The 15,033-nt window shown below is 73.4% G+C and carries 14 protein-coding genes; 7 read left to right on the top strand and 7 right to left on the bottom strand.

Translation table 11 applies throughout. The annotated features are described in order from the left end of the window. Window positions 1-63 precede the first annotated feature (63 nt). From ACIBST_RS01245 to ACIBST_RS01220, 6 genes are read left to right on the top strand one after another with little or no spacing between them, the layout of a single operon-like run. Complete coding sequence (locus ACIBST_RS01245; RefSeq protein ID WP_397168037.1) at window positions 64-1,149, top strand: efflux RND transporter periplasmic adaptor subunit; 1,086 nt, start codon at window positions 64-66, stop codon at window positions 1,147-1,149. Beyond that, window positions 1,146-1,907 (top strand): ABC transporter ATP-binding protein, encoded by a 762-nt coding sequence (locus ACIBST_RS01240; protein WP_397168035.1) that lies wholly within the window; start codon window positions 1,146-1,148, stop codon window positions 1,905-1,907. The genes ACIBST_RS01245 and ACIBST_RS01240 overlap by 4 nt, the downstream gene beginning before the upstream one ends. Then, entirely contained in the window at window positions 1,894-3,144 is a 1,251-nt protein-coding gene (locus ACIBST_RS01235; RefSeq protein ID WP_397168033.1) for an ABC transporter permease, read from the top strand. Before ACIBST_RS01240 ends, ACIBST_RS01235 begins: the two co-directional genes overlap by 14 nt. Window positions 3,145-3,154: 10 nt before the next feature. Then, window positions 3,155-3,709 (top strand): hypothetical protein, encoded by a 555-nt coding sequence (locus tag ACIBST_RS01230; protein ID WP_397168031.1) that lies wholly within the window; start codon window positions 3,155-3,157, stop codon window positions 3,707-3,709. After that, entirely contained in the window at window positions 3,706-4,398 is a 693-nt protein-coding gene (locus ACIBST_RS01225) for a response regulator transcription factor (RefSeq protein ID WP_352330355.1), read from the top strand. The genes ACIBST_RS01230 and ACIBST_RS01225 overlap by 4 nt, the downstream gene beginning before the upstream one ends. A gap of 32 nt (window positions 4,399-4,430) precedes the next feature. Then, window positions 4,431-5,942: a sensor histidine kinase gene (locus ACIBST_RS01220; protein WP_397168030.1), complete on the top strand. Its 1,512-nt coding sequence runs from the start codon at window positions 4,431-4,433 to the stop codon at window positions 5,940-5,942. Here the strand turns inward: ACIBST_RS01220 and ACIBST_RS01215 are convergent. Beyond that, the gene (locus tag ACIBST_RS01215) at window positions 5,927-7,330 is read right to left on the bottom strand and encodes an FG-GAP and VCBS repeat-containing protein (protein ID WP_397168028.1); all 1,404 of its coding nucleotides are present in this window, start codon (window positions 7,328-7,330) and stop codon (window positions 5,927-5,929) included. The genes ACIBST_RS01220 and ACIBST_RS01215 overlap by 16 nt on opposite strands. Window positions 7,331-7,466: 136 nt before the next feature. Between ACIBST_RS01215 and ACIBST_RS01210 the strand changes: the two genes are divergently transcribed. After that, window positions 7,467-8,696, top strand: a complete 1,230-nt coding sequence (locus ACIBST_RS01210) for a cytochrome P450 (RefSeq protein WP_358293170.1) — start codon at window positions 7,467-7,469, stop codon at window positions 8,694-8,696. Here ACIBST_RS01210 and ACIBST_RS01205 read toward each other — a convergent pair. The 6 genes from ACIBST_RS01205 to ureC all read right to left on the bottom strand — a co-directional run bounded on the left by ACIBST_RS01205 (window position 8,686) and on the right by ureC (window position 14,869). Further along, the gene (locus ACIBST_RS01205; RefSeq protein ID WP_397168026.1) at window positions 8,686-10,092 is read right to left on the bottom strand and encodes an MFS transporter; all 1,407 of its coding nucleotides are present in this window, start codon (window positions 10,090-10,092) and stop codon (window positions 8,686-8,688) included. The two genes, ACIBST_RS01210 and ACIBST_RS01205, sit on opposite strands and share 11 nt — an antisense overlap. A 57-nt stretch (window positions 10,093-10,149) precedes the next feature. Beyond that, window positions 10,150-10,749: a TetR/AcrR family transcriptional regulator gene (locus ACIBST_RS01200; protein WP_397168024.1), complete on the bottom strand. Its 600-nt coding sequence runs from the start codon at window positions 10,747-10,749 to the stop codon at window positions 10,150-10,152. Window positions 10,750-10,825: 76 nt separating this feature from the next. Beyond that, the gene (locus ACIBST_RS01195; protein WP_397168022.1) at window positions 10,826-11,797 is read right to left on the bottom strand and encodes an urease accessory protein UreD; all 972 of its coding nucleotides are present in this window, start codon (window positions 11,795-11,797) and stop codon (window positions 10,826-10,828) included. After that, window positions 11,779-12,459 (bottom strand): urease accessory protein UreG, encoded by a 681-nt coding sequence (ureG, locus tag ACIBST_RS01190; protein ID WP_397168020.1) that lies wholly within the window; start codon window positions 12,457-12,459, stop codon window positions 11,779-11,781. Before ureG ends, ACIBST_RS01195 begins: the two co-directional genes overlap by 19 nt. A gap of 17 nt (window positions 12,460-12,476) precedes the next feature. After that, the gene (locus ACIBST_RS01185) at window positions 12,477-13,148 is read right to left on the bottom strand and encodes an urease accessory protein UreF (RefSeq protein WP_397168019.1); all 672 of its coding nucleotides are present in this window, start codon (window positions 13,146-13,148) and stop codon (window positions 12,477-12,479) included. Further along, on the bottom strand, window positions 13,145-14,869 hold the full coding sequence (gene ureC / locus ACIBST_RS01180) for an urease subunit alpha (RefSeq protein WP_397168017.1): 1,725 nt from the start codon (window positions 14,867-14,869) through the stop codon (window positions 13,145-13,147). The genes ACIBST_RS01185 and ureC overlap by 4 nt, the downstream gene beginning before the upstream one ends. Between the last annotated feature and the right edge of the window lie 164 nt (window positions 14,870-15,033).

Below are 15,033 nucleotides of genomic sequence, written 5' to 3'. Positions count from 1 at the left end.
GCGGCGCAGGCTGGTGTGCAAGGGTCACCGGCTGTGAAGGTGTCGACAAGGCGCAGAGCGCTGATGACCAACGGAGCACTGGGCGTGCTCCTGCTGGGCGGGGCCACGCTCGCCTACGTCCAGCTCGGCACGGACCGCGCGGCCGGCGAGACGGCCGTGCGCACGGTGACGGCGAGCCGCGGCTCGGTGACCGCGACGGTGTCCGCGTCGGGCGCGGTGGCCAGCTCCAGGACCAGGGCCCTGTCGTTCGGCACGGGCGGCACGGTCGAGCGGATCTACGTCAAGGCGGGGGACAAGGTCGACAAGGGCGACATCCTGGCCAGGCTCGACGACGACGCCGCCCAGGAGAGCCTGTCGGCGGCCAAGGCCACGTACCAGAGCGCGATCGACGAGGGCACCGGCACCGCCGCGCTCTACGCCTCCTACGTCAAGGCGCGCAACGCCTACCGCGAGGCCGAGCGCACGGTCGCGGCCACCGTCCTGCGGGCCCCGTTCAAGGGCACGGTCACGGCGGTCAACGGATCCGTCGGCGGCGCCGCCTCCGGCTCGGGCGGAAGCCAGAGCCAGTCACAGGGCCAGTCCCAGAGCAGCGGCAACAGCGCGGACACGGGGACGGGCGGGTTCGTCGACCTGGCCGACACCGGACGGCTCCAGCTCGTGGGCACCTTCACCGAGTCCGACGTCGGCAAGCTCGAACAGGGACAGAACGCCACCGTCACCTTCGACGCCCTGCCGGGGGTGACCGCCGACGGCAAGGTCACGCAGATCCAGCCGGTCGCCTCCACCAGCAACAACGTCGTCCAGTACCCGGTCACGGTCACCTTCGCCAAGATCCCCGCGAAGGTCAGGCTGGGCCAGACCGCCACCGTCGAGGTGGTCGTCGGCAGGGCGGAGAACGTCGTCACCGTCCCCTCCACCGCGGTCTCCACCAGCGGCGGCCAGACCACGGTCACCCTGCTCAGGGACGGCCGCCAGGTCAGGACCCCGGTCGAGGTCGGCGTCCGGGGCACGGCGCTCACCGAGATCACGTCGGGGGTGTCCGAGGGCGACCGGCTCGTGCCGCCGGCGACCGGTACGCAGGGCACCAACCAGCGCGGCGGGTTCGGCGGCGGGTTCCCAGGCGGCGGCATGCCGGGCGGCGGGCGATGACGGCCCCGGCCCCCGCCACCGCGACGGCGGCGCCCGTCCTGCGGGTGAAGGACCTCGTCAAGGAGTACGGCGAGGGCGACGCCAAGGTCCACGCCCTGCGCGGCGTCAGCCTGGACGTCGAGCGCGGCGACTACGTCGCCATCATGGGCGCCTCCGGCTCCGGCAAGTCCACCCTGATGAACATCCTCGGCTGCCTCGACGTGCCCACCTCCGGCACGTACCAGATCGACGGCGCGGACGTGGGACGGCTGGCCGAGCACCAGCTCGCGGTCCTGCGCAACCGCAGGGTGGGGTTCGTCTTCCAGTCCTTCAACCTGATCCCGCGGATGAGCGCGCTGGCCAACGTCGAGCTGCCGCTCGTGTACGGCGGCGTCGGCCCGGCCGAACGGCGCTCGCGCGCCCTGGCCGCGCTGGAGCAGGTCGGGCTGACCGACCGCGTGCGGCACGAGCCGAACCAGCTCTCCGGCGGCCAGCAGCAGCGCGTGGCCGTGGCCAGGGCGCTGGTCACCGCGCCCGCGCTGCTGCTGGCCGACGAGCCCACCGGCAACCTGGACACCGCCTCCACCCGCGACGTGCTGCAGATCCTCGACCGGCTCAGCGAGTCGGGACGCACGATCGTGCTCATCACCCACGAGGACGACGTGGCCGCGCACGCCAAACGGGTGATCCGGCTGGTGGACGGCGAGATCGTGGAGGACCGCCGCCAGGCGCCGGTCGACGGACCACCCCCGAGGACGGCGGCCAGTGAACCAGCTTGAGATCCTCCGCTTCGCGCTGCGCGGCCTGCTGGCCAACAAGATGCGCAGCGCCCTGACCACGCTGGGCATCCTCATCGGCGTCGCCGCGGTCATCCTGCTGGTGGCGGTCGGCGAGGGCTCCTCGCAGAGCATCCAGAAGAACATCCAGCGCCTGGGCGCCAACACGCTGACGATCTCCCCGTCCTTCTCGGGCGGCGGAGGCGGTTTCGGCGGGCGCGCGGCGGGCGGCGGCGGCAACACCGGGCCGCGGACCCAGGCCAGGCAGCTCAGCCTGGCCGACGCCAAGGCGCTCACCGACCGGACGCTCGCGCCGTCGGTCAGGTCCGTCTCGCCGGTGGTCGGCGTCAACTCCGCCGCCGCCGCGTACGGCGCCGCCAGCCACACGATCGCGCAGTTCGTCGGCACCTACCCCAGCTACTTCGAGGCCATGAACAAGCCGGTGGCCAAGGGCACGTACTTCTTCAACGACGACGTGCTGGCCGCCAGGAAGGTCGTGGTGCTCGGGCAGACGGTGGTGGAGGAGCTGTTCGGCACCGTGGACCCGATCGGCCGGCAGGTCAGCGTGTCCGGGGTGCCGTTCACGGTGGTCGGGGTGCTCAAGGAGAGCGGCTCCACCGGCATGCAGGACGCCGACGACGTGGCCGTGGCGCCGCTGCCCGCCGTGCAGCAGAGCCTGAGCGGGTTCGGCTCGCTGGACTCGATCGTGGTGCAGGCCACCGGGGCCGGGGCCACCACGGCGGCGCAGTCGGAGGTGACCGCCGTCCTCGACCAGCGGCACGGCATCACCGACGGCAACGCCGACTACCGGATACTCAACCAGGCCGCCCTGCAGGAGACGGTGAGCGAGGCGACCGGCACGTTCACCGTGCTGCTCGGGGCGGTGGCGGCGATCTCGCTGCTGGTGGGCGGCATCGGCATCACCAACATCATGCTGGTCACCGTGACCGAGCGGACCCGGGAGATCGGCATCCGCAAGGCGATCGGCGCGCCGCGCAGCGCGATCCTGGGCCAGTTCCTGATGGAGGCCACCCTGCTCAGCCTGGTCGGCGGGCTGCTCGGGGTGCTGGTGGCCTTCGTCGGCACCCGGTTCACCGTGGCCGGCATCGAGCCGGTCCTCGTGCCGCCGTCCGTCGCGCTGGCGCTCGGCGTGTCGGTGGGGATCGGGCTGTTCTTCGGCAGTTATCCCGCCAACAGGGCGGCCAAGCTCCGGCCGATCCAGGCCCTGCGGCATGAGTAAGGAGAAAGACATGGACCGGCTCGACTCCTCGCCCTTCCCCGACGACCTGGGGGAGGAGCTCGCCGTCCGGCCGCGCGGGGGCGTCTCGAAGCTGACGCTCGGGCTGGCCGCCGGGGTGGTGCTGGTGGCGGGCGTCCTCATCGGGATCCAGGCGGCCAAGCTGTTCGGGACGTCCGACGCCGCGCCGGCCGCCGCGCAGCTCCGCCGTACGGACGGCCAGTTCCCCGGCGTCGGCCAGAACGGCGGCTTCGGGCAGCGCATGGGCGGCACAGGCGGCGGCACGGGCGGCGGCACGGGCGGCGGCACGGTCGGCACCGTCGAGAAGGTGGACGGCGCCAAGATCTACGTCAGGACCATGGACGGCGCCACGGTGACGGTCACCACCAGCGACCAGACGACGGTCCAGATCTCCAGACCCGGCAAGGTCGCCGACCTGGCCGCCGGCACCACGGTCGTGGTGCGCGGGCAGCAGTCCGGCGACGGCTCGGTCACCGCGACCGCGATCACCCAGGGAGCCCAGGGCGCCCGTGGCGCACAGGGCACGCCGGGAGGGGGCCCGCGATGAACCAGCCCGAAGCCAGGCTGCTGGTGGTCGACGACGAGCCCAACATCAGGGAGCTGTTCTCGGCCGGCCTGCGCATGGCCGGGTTCGAGGTGCTGACCGCCGCCGACGGGCGGGAGGCGCTGCGGGTGGCCGAGGAGAGCACTCCCGACCTGGTGATGCTCGACGTGATGCTGCCCGACATCGACGGCCTGGCGGTCGCGGGAAGGCTGCGGTCCCGCGGCCGCCGGGTCCCGGTGCTGTTCGTCACCGCCAAGGACACGCCGGAGGACCGGATCACCGGTCTCGGCCTCGGCGAGGACTACGTGACCAAGCCGTTCAGCCTGGAGGAGGTCATCGCCCGGATCCGGGCGGTGCTGCGCAGGACCCGCAGGGGCGCGCCGCCGCCCCACCGGCTGAGCGTCGCCGACCTGGAGCTGGACGAGGAGAGCCACGAGGTCTGGCGCGACGGCGTCCCGGTGCGGCTGTCGCCGACGGAGTTCCGGCTGCTGCGCTACTTCATGCTGAACGTGGGCCGGGTGCTGTCCAAGACGCAGATCCTCGACCACGTCTGGAACGGCGACTGGCGCACCGACGTGGGCCTGGTCGAGTCGTACGTGTCGTACCTGCGGCGCAAGATCGACACCGGCGACCGGAAGTACCTGCACACGCTGCGCGGGGTCGGCTACATCCTGCGCCCGCCGCGCCTATGAGCACGCCTAGGAGCGCGCCCACGCGCGCGCGTATGACCGCGCCCCTGAGGAAGCACCTCGCCCGCGCCCCGCTCTGGCTGCGCCTGGTCTCGGCCACGTTGCTGCTGGTCACCCTCGCCATCACGGTGACCGGCCTGTTCGCCGTGCGGCTGCTGCGCGGCTACCTGGTCGAGCGGGTGGACCGGCAACTGGTGGCGGCCGCCGCGCCGCGCGACCTGCCGCCGCCGCCCGAGGCGCGGCAGGCCGGGCGGCAGCCGCAGCGGTTCTTCGGGCTGTTCCACTCGGTGCTGGTGGACGCGGGCGGCGCCACCGTACGGGTGATCAGCGAGTCCACCGAGGAGCACTCGCCCAAGCTGCCCCGGCTGACCGGCGCGGACGTCGCCGCGCGCGGCGGGCGGCCGTTCACCGTCGAGTCCCGCGCGCCCGGCGGGCCGGACTGGCGGGTGGTCGCCGTCCCGGGCCGCGACGGCGACAGCCGGGTGATCGCCATCAGCCTCGGCGACGTCGAGGGCACGGTGGCCAGGCTCGCCCTCATCGTGGCCTTCGCTGGCGGCGGCACGCTGGCCGTGCTGGGCGTCGCCTGCTACTGGCTGGTACGGCGGAGCCTGCGCCCGCTGCGCGAGATCGGCCGCACCGCCAAGGACATCGCGGGCGGCGACCTGTCGCGCCGGGTGCCGATGTGGGCCGGCACCACCGAGGTCGGCAAGCTCGGCCGCTCGCTCAACGGCATGCTCGCCCAGATCGAGTCGGCGGTGCGCGAGCGTGAGGCGGCGGCGGAGGCGGCGCGCGAGTCGGCCACGGCCGCGCGCGAGTCGGCCACGGCGGCGCGGCGTTCGGAGGAGGTCATGCGCCGGTTCATGGCCGACGCCTCGCACGAGCTGCGCACGCCGCTCACCTCGATCAGGGGGTTCGCCGAGCTGTTCCGGCTGGGGGAGGAGAAGGACCTGGCCGAGGCCGCGCGGCTGCTGAGCCGGATCGAGGGGCAGGCCGCGCGCATGGGCCTGCTGGTGGAGGACATGCTGCTGCTGGCCAGGCTGGACCAGCGGCGGGAGCTGGCACGACGGCCGGTGGACCTGCTCAGCCTGGCCGCGACCGCCGTGATCGACGCCCAGACCCTGGCCCCCGACCGGCGCATCGAGCTGGTCCGCCTGGACGGCGGCGAGGGTGAGGTGCTGGTGACCGGCGACGAGTCGCGGCTCGGCCAGGTGGTCGGCAACCTGGTGAGCAACGCGCTGCAGCACACGCCCCCAGGGACGCCGTTCGAGGTGCGCGTCGGGCTGGACGGCGAGCGGGCCGTGGTGGAGGTGGCCGACGAGGGCCCCGGGTTCCCGCCGGAGGTGGCCGAGCGGGTGTTCGAGCGGTTCTACCGGGCCGACCCGGCGCGCGGGGTGGGCGGGGCCGGACTGGGGCTGTCGATCGCGGCGACGCTGGTCGAGGCGCACGGAGGGGTCGTCATGGCCGAGGGGGAGCCGGGCAAGGGGGCTCTGTTCCGCGTGCTGCTGCCCCCCGCCGGGAGCCCGGAGGGTGTTCAGCCGAAGGTGTAGCCGTACAGGCCGGTGCCCTGGGAGACCTGGCGGAGGCGGCCCAGGCGCAGGCCCGTCTCGCGGACGCCGGGGGCGTACATGACCAGGCCCTGGTCGGGGGCGGCGACCAGGAGGCCGTCCAAGGGGCGTCCAGCGGTCAGCGCGCGGTAGCGGCCGCCGCCCCCGCCGGGCAGCGCGGCCAGCGCGGCGCCGAAGTCCCGTCCCTTGCCCTTGACCAGCAGGTTCCCCTTGCGGGTCAGGCCGCCCGGCGCGCGTCCCTGGAGCACCTGGACGGCGTGCTCGCCGGGCACGCCGATGGCCAGCTCGTCTTTGCCGTCGCCGGTGAAGTCCCCGGCGGCCAGCGCCGCGCCGAACCGGTCGTAGTAGCGCGGCTCGCCCTTCAGCGAGCGCTGCGACCACGCCTCGCTGCCGTGGGTGCGCAGGCCGGCGCGCGAGCCGTACAGGACGTCCACGGTGCCGTCGCCGTAGTCCATGGCCCGCTGGTTCTCGCTGAGGCCCTCGCCGGGGACGCCGATCGCCAGGTCGTCGCGATCGTCGCCGTTGAAGTCGCCGGTGGCCAGGGCCGCGCCGAAGGCGTCCCACTTCTCCGCCGCTCCGGCGATGCCCGGCGAGCTCTGCGTGAGCAGCCGGGCCCGGCGGGCGCGCGGGTCGAGCACGGTGACCGACCCCTGGCCGTCCAGGAGCACGCTGTCGGCGGGCGCGCCGACGGCCAGCTCGTCCCGGCCGTCGCCGTCGAAGTCGCCGGCCGCCAGCGCCGCGCCCCACTGGTCGGTGACGTTCGCCGCCTGCCGCACCCACGACGTCTTCTGGGTGATCTGGTACGCCTTGCGGCCCTTCATCCCGTAGACGGTGACCGCGCCGCCCGAGGCGTGGCTCGGGGAGCCCACGGCCAGCTCGTCGCGGCCGTCGCCGTCGAGGTCGCCGGCCGCCAGCGCCGCGCCGAACCGGTCGCTGCCGCGCCTGGCCGGGGCCAGCTCCTCGCCGGGGACCAGCCCGGCGGGGGAGCCGTCGAAGATCTGCACGACCCCGTTGCCGTCCGCGCCGGGCACCCGCTTTCCGGCGAACTCCTCCGACACCCCGACCGCCAGGTCGGCGCAGCCGTCGCCGTCGAAGTCGCCGACGGCCAGCGCCGAGCCGAAGGCGTCCCCGGGTTCGGCGCCGGGCTGGGTGAGCTTGACGGTCCGGCCCGAGCCGTACATGACGGTCACCGAACCGGCCCTGGAGTCGTCGTAAGGGGCGGCGACGGCGATGTCGGCGCGACCGTCGCCGTCGAAGTCGAGGGGGTGCCCGCCGCACGCGCGGGCGGCCGGCCCGGCGGCGGAGACGGGCCCGGAGACGGGCCCGGAGACGAGGGGGACGACCAGGCAGGCGGCGAGCAACGCGTTCATACGGACAGTCATCTCCATCCACGCCGAACCAGGACTTAACGCCACGAGAACGGGCCAGGAGGGCACGATGCACATCCGCTTCGGAGGGGACTTTCGGCCCGTCCGCCGGGGCGTGGGAGCGTGCCAGGATAGACGGGTGGACATCGACCTCGCTGATCTGGACTTCTGGCGCAAACCGCTCAAAGAGCGGAATGAGGCTTTCGCCCGGCTCCGGCAACTGGAGCACCCGGTGTTCTTCCCGGAGAAGAAAGTGCCCTTCCTCCGCTCCGGCAAGGGCTTCTACGCCCTCGTCCGGCACGCGGACGTGGTCGAGGCCAGCCGCAACGCCAAGATCTTCTCCAGCGAGCCCGCCGTGACCAACCCCGAGCCGCCGGGCTGGGTCAAGCAGGTGTTCGGCGAGTCCATGGTCAACATGGACGACCCCCGCCACGCCCGCCTGCGCCGCATCGTGACGCGCTCGTTCAGCCCCAGGATGCTGGCCGGGCTCCAGGGCGACATCGAGGCGGCCTGCGCCCGCATCGTCGACGACGTCGTCAAGGAGGGCCCGCGCGACTTCGTCACGCAGGTGGCCGCCAAGCTTCCCATCCACGTCATCTGCGACATGCTCGACATCCCGCAGGAGCTGCGCGCCAAGGTCCACCAGCACGTCGACATCTCCACCGCCTACACCGGCGTGCGTCCCAGCCTGGCCCGCAGCGTCCAGATGGCCGGCCAGAACATGCTGGCCCTGCTGGCCCTGCAGCGCATGGTCATCAAGCTCGGCCACGAGCGCGTCGCCGAGCCCAAGGGCGACCTGGTCTCGCTCCTGGTCAACGCCAACCCCGACGGCGAGAAGCTGACCGACAAGGAGCTGGGCTCGTTCTTCTCGCTGCTGCTGGTGGCCGGCAACGAGACCGCCCGCAACACCATGGCCCACGGCATCCGGCTGCTCACCGAGAACCCGGCCCAGCGCGAGCTGCTGACCTCCGACTTCGACGCCCACATCAACGGCGCGATCGAGGAGATGGTCCGCTACGTCTCGCCCATCATGCAGTTCCGCCGCACGGTCACCGAGGACTACACGCTGCGCGGGCTGGAGCTGAAGCAGGGCGACAAGGTCGTGCTGTTCTACGGCTCGGCCAACCGCGACGAGTCGGTCTTCCCCGACCCCGACACCTTCGACATCACCCGCGACACCAAGCCCCACGTCGGGTTCGGCGGGCCGGGCCCGCACTTCTGCCTCGGCGCCAACCTGGCCAGGCAGGAGATGCGCACGATGTTCCGCGAGCTGCTGACCCGGCTGCCCGGCGTGCGCTCGGTCGGCGAGCCCGAGCTGCTGCTGTCCAACTTCGACAACAGCGTGCGCAGTCAGGCGTTCACGTACTAGCCGTCTCCGGCTCCCCGGCCAGCACGTTCGTCCTGATGGTGAGGAACGTGACGGCCGCGGCGACCGCCATCATGGCGGCGCTGATCAGCATGGCCGCCCGGAACCCGGCGTCGAACACCGGCGGGTTCTCGAACGCGTCACCCACCAGCCCGACCAGCGGCGGCACGGCGGCCACCGCCAGCAGGCTGCCGGTGCGGGCCACGGCGTTGTTGACGCCGCTGGCCGTGCCGGCGTAGCGCTCGTCGGCCGTGGCCAGCACCGTCGCGGTCAGCGGCGCGACGGCCGCCGACAGGCCGAGCCCGAAGACGGTCACCGCGGGCAGCACCAGCAGCGGGTAGGAGGCGTGCGGGCCGATCATGCTCATCAGCACGAACCCGGCCCCCGCCAGCAGGATCCCGATCGTCATCGGCCAGCGCGGCCCGAGCCGCCGGGCCGTCTCCCCGGCCCGCGACGACAGCAGCATCATCAGGATCGTGGTCGGCAGCATCGACAGCCCGGCCGCGATCGGCGAGAACCCGGACACCACCTGGAGCTGGATCACCAGCAGGAAGAACACCACGCCCATGGCGGCGTACATGATCAGCGTGACGACGTTGACCGCCGTGAAGACGTGGTTCCTGAAGATGGCGACCGGCACCAGCGCCTGCGGCGACCTGCGCCGCTCGGTCACCACGAACGCCGCCCCGAGCAGCGCCCCTGCGATCAGCGGCACCGGCGCGCCCTTCTCGATCAGCCCGTACGTGATCCCGGCCAGCGCCAGCGCGGCCAGCAGCGAGCCCAGGACGTCGAATCGCCCGGCCGCCTGCTCGTCGCGGCTCTCCGGCACGTGCCGCAGCGTCACCAGCACCACGATCAGCGCGAACGGCAGGTTGATCAGGAACGCCCACCGCCAGCCCGCCGTCTGCACCAGCCAGCCGCCCAGCAGCGGCCCGATCGCGCTGGCCACGCCGCCCAGCCCGGACCAGACGCCGACCGCCCGCGGCCGGTCCTGCCTGACGAACGACGCCTGGATGATGGCCAGCGACCCCGGCGTGAGCAGCGCGCCGCCGACGCCCTGCAACGCGCGCGCCCCCACCAGGAACTCGATGTTCGGCGACAGGCCGCACAGCGCCGAGGCCACGGCGAACCACACCGTGCCGATCAGGAAGATCTTGCGCCGCCCGTAGCGGTCGCCGAGCGACCCGCCCAGCAGGATCAGGCCCGCCAGGGTGAGGGTGTAGGCGTTGACGGTCCACTGGAGGCCGTCCATGGCCGCGTGCAGCTCCTTGCCGAGGAACGGAAGCGCGACGTTGACCACGGTGCTGTCGAGCAGGGCCAGCCCGGAGCCGAGCACGGTCGCGCCCAGGATCCACCGCCCCCGCGCCGACTTCACCTGGACGTGACCGTTCTGTACCATCCGACAATCTTGTCACCGTCCCCGGCGGCCTCCGGCGGCCACCCCGGAGTTCGGCCCCTACGGACGGGCGCCGAGAGCCCGGAGCACGAACCCGGACACGGCCTGCGCGGCCGTCTCGACCGTGACCTCGCCGCTGATCAGCGGCACCCGCTCGGCCCCGATGACGGCCAGCACCATCCGCGCCGTCGCGCCCACCTCGGGCACCTGGAAGTCGCCCGCCCGCACGCCGTCGTCGAGGATCTCCACCAGCACCCGCTGCATGGGCGCGACGTGCTCGGCGAGCTGCTGGTAGGCGTCGGGCCCGAGCGCCGCGCCGAGGTCGGCCGCGCCCGGATGGGGATGGGCGAGCAGCCCCGCGAGCTGCAGCCGGACGAAGGCCCGCAACCGGTCGGCGGGCGAGGCGTGCTCGGGCAGCTCCCGCTCGTAGCTCTCGATGAAGTAGCTGGTGACGCGCTCGGTGAAGGCCAGCAGCAGCGCGGCCTTGTCGGGGAAGTAGTTGTACAGGACCGTGCGGGTGATGCCGGCCTCGTGGGCCACGTCCGTCAGGGAGATGGCGTCGATGCCCTGGGCCCTGGACAGCCGCGAGACGGCCTGCAGGATGCGGTCGCGCGTCTGGGCGCGATGCTCGCCGATCGTGGCGGCCGAGATGCGGGGCATAGGCCCATGGTAGGCCGGATCGCCACCGGCGCACCCGTGACCGCTCCCGGGAGCCCCGCGCCGGCGCGGGCCCGGCTCAGGGTTTGCGCCGGTCCGGGGCCGGGTGGCCGGTGACGGCGCGCCGGGCGAGGTCCCACAGGCGTTCCAGGGCGGCCAGGACGGGCGGCGACTCCGGCCCGAGCACCCTGACCCAGGCGCCCGCCCCGTTCGGCAGCGTGCTGGCCCCGCCCGCCAGCCCGCCGCCCGCCAGCCCGCCGCCCGCCGGCCCGCCGCCCGTCGCCGCCTCGTGCAGCGCGCCGGCCAGCTCGGCGGCGGGCACGGCGGAGGTGATCACGTACAGGGTGGACAGCACGCCGTGCCCGCCGAACATCGCCGGGCCGGTGACCGGGGCGCGCTCGGGCACGAGCCGGAGCGGGTCGGCGAACAGCAGCCGGCCGCCGGCGTCGCGGACGTCCAGGTCGGTGCAGTACGCGGTGTAGGCGTGCCGCTCCCCCCGGGCCAGCCGCCCCGCCAGCACGGTCTCCCCGACGATCACCGTGGCCCCGGGCCCGGCGCTGACCAGGGTGCGCTGGTAGAACCGGGACCCGGCGAAGGGGATCACCGGGTCCGGCAGGTACTCCAGGTAGCCGTCCGGCCCGGCGGTGAGCGAGACGAGCTGGGTGGCGTAGTCCTGCTCCATCCGGTAGAGCTTGGTGGCCGCCTGCGTGGTGACGTGCACGGATGCCCCCGCGCCGCAGGCGACGTCGAGCCGCTGGCGGTCGCCCTGGAGCACGCCGCCGCCGGTGGACATCACCATCACGTACGGCAGGTCGGGCCGGGCCGGGTCGTAGTAGTGCGGCCGCATGATCTGCAGCGGCGCCTTCTGGTAGTGGCCGGTCAGCTCGGTGCGCCCGCCCCGCCGCTCGAACGCCAGCTCCAGCACGCCGACCTTGCCGGGGCTGCCGACCGGCAGGGTGTCGGGCACGCCGGCGTGCCGGGCCACGTCCGCCGGGACCGAGTCGATCGTGTAGTGGCCGGCGGCCAGCCGGTCTACCGGGCCGGCGAGCACGCCGGAGCCCCGCTGAGGACGAAATCGGCCACCTCGGCCACGCCGGTGCCCCGCAGGGCGTCGGTGAGCACGACCGGCCGCCCGTCGCGGACCCGGTCGGCGTCGCGCGCCATGACCTCCAGGTCGGCCCGCACGTACGGCGCGATGTCGATCTTGTTGATGACCAGCAGGTCCGAGTCGGTGATGCCGGGGCCCCGCTTGCGCGGCATCTTGTCCCCCTCGCCGGTGTCCAGGACGAAGACGTAGACGTCGGCCAGGACGGGGCTGAAGGTGAGGGTCAGGTTGTCGCCGCCGCTCTCGAACAGCAGCGTGTCGATGTCGGGGAAGCGCTCCAGCAGCTCGGCCCCGGCGGCCAGGTTCATCGTCGGGTCGTCGCGCACGGCGGTGTGCGGGCAGGAGCCGGTCTCGACGCCCACGACCCGCTCGGGGTCCAGCAGGCCGTCCAGGGTGCGCCGGACGTGCTGGGCGTCCTCCTGGGTGTAGATGTCGTTGGTGACGACGGCCACGCTGCGTCCCCGGTCGAGCAGCACGGGCACCAGCGCCTCGATGAGCGCGGTCTTGCCGGAGCCGACCGGGCCGCCGACGCCGATCTTGAAGACGCGGTCCATGGCGGCGCCGGCGGGCACGTTCACGGCGGGGTGCGGGTGGTGGTGGTGATCCATCGGGACGCTTCCCTCTCTCAGGTGGTGAACAGCCGGGCCTCGGCCCGTTCGTGGGCGGCGCTCATCGTGTCCGCGAGCGGCGTGGCGGCGTGCAGGTCCAGCGGGCCGCGGGCGGCCAGGGCGTGCCCGGCGGCCCGCCCGATCGCGCCGGCCGCGCCGTGCAGGGCGGCCTGGGCCTGGCGGAAGTCCAGCAGGCGCAGCCGTACGGCGGCGCTGACCCAGCTCGCGGCGAACGCGTACAGGTCGCCGGTCACCGCGTCGGCCTCCCGGACGCCGAGCCCGGCGTAGGCCGCGCCCAGCACGACGGCGTGGTTGCCCGGCGTGACCCTGGCCTCGACCAGCTCCGACAGGCGGGCCAGCGCCGGCGTCGCGAAGACCAGGGCGGCCGTGCGCAGGACCTGGTTGCCGGTCCTGGTGGCGGCGGCCCGGATCTCCCGGCCGAGCTTGACGGCGTGCAGCCGCCGGTCCACCTCGGTCACCGCGTCCCAGTCGCCGGCCGTCACCGCCCGGTGGGTCAGGACCAGGGCGGTGGCGTCGCCCGGCCCCGCCGCGTGCAGCAGCAGGTCCTCCAGCAGCGCGGCGACGTCCACCGGGCCGGCCTGCGCGTACGCCTCCAGCCCGTGCGAGAGCGTGTAGAGGCCGCCCGGGAAGGCCGAGTCGGTGAGCTGAAGCTGGGCGAGCAGGCTCATGCCAGGAAGAACAGGTGGTTCAGCGGCAGCTCCTGGGCCGGCGCGATGGTCGCGTGCTCGCCGTCCACCGTGACCTTGAACGTCTCGGGGTCCACGGTGATCCTCGGCAGCGCGTTGTTGCGGATCATGTGCCGCTTGTCCACCGTCCTGGTGTGGCGCACCCTGGCGATCAGCCGTTGCAGGCCGAGCCGCTCCGGCACCCCGGCGGCGATGGCGGCGTCCGGCAGGAACGTCAGGCTGCTCTTGCGCTGGGCCATCCCCATCGCGCCGAACATCGGCCGGTAGTAGACCGGCTGCGGCGTGGGCAGCGACGCGTTCGGGTCGCCCATCTGCGACCAGTTGATCAGCCCGCCCTTGACCACCAGCGCCGGCTTGGCCGCGAACGACGTGAACGGCCACAGCACGACGTCGGCCAGCTTGCCGTCCTCCAGCGAGCCGACGTGCTCGGCGATGCCGGTCGTCCGGGCCGGGTTGATGGTCAGCTTGGCCAGGTAGCGCAGCACCCGCGCGTTGTCGTTGCGGTCGGAGTCCTCCGGCAGCCGGCCGCGCTGGTCCTTGCAGTGGTGTGCGGTCTGGAAGGCGCGGGTGAAGGTCTCCCCGATCCGGCCCATCGCCTGGGAGTCGGAGGAGAACATGCTGATCACGCCCATGTCCTGCAGCACGGTCTCGGCGGCGATGGTCTCCACCCGCACCCGGCTGTCGGCGAAGGAGACGTCCTCGGGGATGTCGTGGTTGAGGTGGTGGCAGACCATCACCATGTCCAGCAGCTCGTCGGCCGAGTTGATGGTGTACGGCAGCGTCGGGTTCGTCGAGGACGGCAGCGCGTTCGGCTCGCCGGCGATGCGGATCATGTCCGGCGCGTGGCCGCCGCCCGCGCCCTCGGTGTGGAAGGTGTGGATCGCCCGGCCGTCGATGGCGCTGATCGTGTCCTCCAGGTAGCCGGCCTCGTTGAGGCTGTCGGCGTGCAGCGCCACCTGGACGTCGTACTCGTCGGCGACGCGCAGCGCGCAGTCCACCACCGCCGGGGTGGAGCCCCAGTCCTCGTGCACCTTCAGCGCGCACGCCCCGGCCTCGATCTGCTCGGCCAGCGCGGCCGGCAGGCTGGCGTTGCCCTTGGCCATGATGCCGATGTTGACCGGCAGCGCCTCGACGGCCTGCAACATGCGGCCGATGTTCCACGGGCCGGGCGTGCAGGTGGTGCCGCGGGTGCCGTCGGTGGGGCCGGTGCCGCCGCCGATCAGCGTCGTGATGCCGTTGGTGAGCGCGGCCTCGGCCTGCTGCGGCGCGATCAGGTGCACGTGCGGGTCGATCGCCCCCGGCGTGGCGATCATGTTCTCGCCGGCCAGCACCTCGGTCCCGGCGCCGATCACCAGGCGGCGGTCCACGCCGTTCTGGGTGTGCGGGTTGCCCGCCTTGCCGATCCCGACGATCCGCCCGTCCTTGATGCCGATGTCGCCCTTGACGACGCCGAGCACCGGATCCAGCACGACCGCGTTGGTGATCACCAGGTCGAGCGCGATCGTGGCGTTCTGGGAGCCGGGGTCGGCCGCCATGCCGTCGCGGGCGGTCTTGCCGCCGCCGTAGACGGCCTCGTCGCCGTAGAAGCCGGCCGTGTGGTCCTTCTCGATCTCGATCACCAGGTTGGTGTCGGCCAGCCGGACCCGGTCGCCCACGGTCGGGCCGAACATGGCGACGTACTGCTTGCGGTTCATGGTGCTCATCGGCTCAGGCCTTCTTCTTCCTGGCGGCCGGCTTCTTGGCCGCCGGCTGCTTGGCGGCCGGTTCCTTGGCGGCGGGCTGCTTCGCGGCGGCCTTCTTGGCGGGCGCCTTGCGCGACGGCGGCTCCTCGCCCGGCGCGCGGACCGCGGCCGCGGGCTCGGGCTGG

This window comes from Nonomuraea sp. NPDC049684 (genome assembly GCF_044465345.1).
Lineage (GTDB): Bacteria > Actinomycetota > Actinomycetes > Streptosporangiales > Streptosporangiaceae > Nonomuraea.
Note: the sequence above shows the minus strand (reverse complement) of the source record. Positions and strands in the feature narration are given on the sequence as shown.

Coding starts and splice junctions, on each gene's coding strand:
- ACIBST_RS01215 (WP_397168028.1), bottom strand. CDS start 7,330: ATGAACGCGTTGCTCGCCGCCTGCCTGGTCGTCCCCCTCGTCTCCGGG.
- ACIBST_RS01245 (WP_397168037.1), top strand. CDS start 64: ATGACCAACGGAGCACTGGGCGTGCTCCTGCTGGGCGGGGCCACGCTC.
- ureG (WP_397168020.1), bottom strand. CDS start 12,459: ATGGATCACCACCACCACCCGCACCCCGCCGTGAACGTGCCCGCCGGC.
- ACIBST_RS01200 (WP_397168024.1), bottom strand. CDS start 10,749: ATGCCCCGCATCTCGGCCGCCACGATCGGCGAGCATCGCGCCCAGACG.
- ACIBST_RS01205 (WP_397168026.1), bottom strand. CDS start 10,092: ATGGTACAGAACGGTCACGTCCAGGTGAAGTCGGCGCGGGGGCGGTGG.
- ureC (WP_397168017.1), bottom strand. CDS start 14,869: ATGAGCACCATGAACCGCAAGCAGTACGTCGCCATGTTCGGCCCGACC.
- ACIBST_RS01220 (WP_397168030.1), top strand. CDS start 4,431: ATGACCGCGCCCCTGAGGAAGCACCTCGCCCGCGCCCCGCTCTGGCTG.
- ACIBST_RS01230 (WP_397168031.1), top strand. CDS start 3,155: ATGGACCGGCTCGACTCCTCGCCCTTCCCCGACGACCTGGGGGAGGAG.
- ACIBST_RS01240 (WP_397168035.1), top strand. CDS start 1,146: ATGACGGCCCCGGCCCCCGCCACCGCGACGGCGGCGCCCGTCCTGCGG.
- ACIBST_RS01185 (WP_397168019.1), bottom strand. CDS start 13,148: ATGAGCCTGCTCGCCCAGCTTCAGCTCACCGACTCGGCCTTCCCGGGC.
- ACIBST_RS01225 (WP_352330355.1), top strand. CDS start 3,706: ATGAACCAGCCCGAAGCCAGGCTGCTGGTGGTCGACGACGAGCCCAAC.